The sequence below is a fragment of the Undibacterium sp. TC9W genome (assembly GCF_049339865.1).
In the GTDB taxonomy this organism is placed as follows: Bacteria; Pseudomonadota; Gammaproteobacteria; order Burkholderiales; family Burkholderiaceae_D; genus Undibacterium.
The window spans coordinates 1-2,581 of record NZ_JBMPPJ010000052.1 but is presented as its reverse complement, the minus strand read 5'-3'; the positions used below and the strand labels follow the sequence as shown (position 1 = coordinate 2,581).

Sequence of the window (2,581 nt, the reverse complement as noted above, 5' to 3'; positions counted from 1 at the left end):
GAAGCTGTCGGCGATTTGGTTCAGTGTCAGGCCTTGTGCCATCCAGTAAGCCAGACCATTTGGATCTGCAGGACGGTTGAAGTAGGCGATGTAAAGCTTTTGGATGTCTGCTGCTGTGTTTGCCATTTTTGACCTTTAACAAATTTACTGAAGGGTTTTCACTTCTGAAATTTTCTATTTCTTTCTATGCATGCTGGAGTGTTCACCTATCTCAGATAAATTCATGAAAACACTAACTTCATTCAGCCTGGTCACAGTTTCCTTTCGATCGGCAAGGGTAAGCATTTGACAATGATCTGTGAAGAGTGAAATTAGTCATACACAGCGAACCACAAGCTTCCAGCCAAGGCCTTTCTGAAGAGTCAACAGAACAGTTGACTATCAATGACATGGCCCATCCAACGGCATTCGCGATACCGGGTCAAATAGGAAGTCTTTACAGATTTTTCGACAAAAAAACGCCATCACAAAGATGGCGTTTTTCAGGGGCGATGATATCTTTTATTTGCGCACGTATTACTTCATAAAGGCTTTTTGGTCATTACCTGTCTTGCTGCTTGCGCCAACTTGACAGGTTTTTATTTTCTCCAGACCAGCAGAAAAATTATGTCCACAAATGCGGAAGAATATCCCTGATCAGCATCTTTAGCCCATCGCGCACCAGCGCATGGTCCTCCGCAATGACAACGGTGATCTCTTTATCTACAAGTGGTGGTGTCAATGATTCATTCATGATTGAAGTGTAAGGATATGAGCCTGATTACAGAAGAATGAAATTAGTCATACCAGTCTGTGAACTTGGTTGAATGAGGCTTTTTTGCTAGGTTGTCATCCCTGCAAAGCTGGTTGGCGATTTTAAGTCTATTGATCAAATTCAGCTTTATCGCAAGAACTCCTCAGGCTTACCTCTCCGGCAATCAATTTGCTATTGAAATTGAGAGAGTTGCCGCCACTACAAGCTTCCTTGGTGAGCACATTGGCGCTCACCAAGTTTTGTCCACGCATGTACATCAAAGGCCGCTAGCGGCGCACAAAACTGACCGCTTAGACAAGCTAAACAATAAAGTCGCTAGCCAGAATAGTGCCCGTCGCGCCTGTCAATTTAACGACAAAATCAGTTGCATCCACGGCTCCCACGTTGCTGCCAATATTTTGGAAAACATAGGTGCCCGCTGCGACACCAGAACCGACAGTAACCAGATAGGCCTGGGTATTTGCCGTCAGGGCCGTCCCAGCAATGGCTGCCGCTGTACTCAGTGCTGCCGCCAAACCTGCGGCATCAGATGTAGCAATGTACAGATAGTTCAGACTTGTCGCCGCTGTACCCGTCTTGAACACGTCAGCACCAGCAAGTTTGAAGTTATTCACTGTATCTATCGCAGCAATTGTGGAGCCACTAGCAATGATAGTATCAGCACCAGAAGAGAATGTGATTGTATCAGCGCCAGCACCGCCAGTTACCGTCACTGCACCAGTTGCTGTCAGTGTTTGGCCACCAGAACCCAGGATGAAAGTACCACCAGCAGTATTCACGGTTGCTGCACCCGAGAACATTGTTACTGTATTGTTGTTCACAGCATTGAAGTTCACTGTGTCAACGCCACTCAATGCGGCACCGGCAGCGCCGGCCGTTGCCAGGGTGAATGCTATGTTAACGGCATTAGTAACTGTTACTGTATCAGCACCCAAACCTGCATTGATGGTTTTGTTTGCCAGACCGGACAAGGTAGTAGTGAACGTGTCATTACCTGTGCCACCAGTAAAGGTCTGAGTAGCAGCTCCCGAATTAAAAGTTACCGCGTTTGTGCCGTTTGCCAAAACATAGTTTTCAATCAGAGTGCTAGCTATGATGCTACCTGCAGTTGTTAATGTAATTGTATCGTTACCAGTAGCTGTAGTGATTCCAGCGCCGCTGTTGTATTGCGCAGCGGTCATCGTCACAGAAGCACCACCTGCGGCGACGTCGAGTACTTCAAAACCAGTCACGTTTGCACCAGAAATATTAGTTGAGTTCACTACCTTCAATGTATCACCACCTGAACCTGCACTGAAAGTGCCCGTGTAGTTCAGTGCGCCCAGTGTCAGAGTGTTAGAACCGCTACCCAGATTCACATTGCCAGCTGCGAAGGAAGTACCAGCACCTGTCAAGTCAACAGTGTCATCACCTGTACCGCCGTTCACTGTAGTGATACCAGTGGTAGCTGCGCCAAAACCAAAGTTGTTAGCGCCGTTAGCCAGGTTCAGTGTCTTGATGTTGGTGATAGTGCCACCAGTACCAGCGTTACCGATATTAACAGTCAGTGCATCGCTCAAAGTGATGACATCTGTATCACCAGCATTACCGTTGACAGTTGTGCCACTCAAAGTTGCAGACAAACCTGTGAAGTTGTCGTTCACGTTCAATGTGCTATTGAATACTTGACCAGCTACCAGCGCTGTTGGGTTCAATGCTGTACCGCCACCATTCACTGGGTTAGTACCAACAACACCTGTTGTTACTGTTGCGCCGCCAGATACGAACACTGCATTGCTGACAGTCGTGTTGTTCACGCCACCACCAGTTGCATTGGAAGAAGACGTT

General features: G+C 47.2%; 2 protein-coding genes. Both read right to left on the bottom strand.

The window, feature by feature from the left end; translation table 11 throughout:
- Positions 1–604: 604 nt before the first annotated feature.
- A complete protein-coding gene (locus ACO0LN_RS30165; protein ID WP_422980430.1) occupies positions 605–733 on the bottom strand; it encodes a hypothetical protein in 129 nt (42 codons plus the stop codon).
- A gap of 320 nt (positions 734–1,053) precedes the next feature.
- A partial coding sequence (locus tag ACO0LN_RS30160) for a beta strand repeat-containing protein (protein ID WP_422980428.1) occupies positions 1,054–2,581 on the bottom strand: 1,528 nt, incomplete at its 5' end.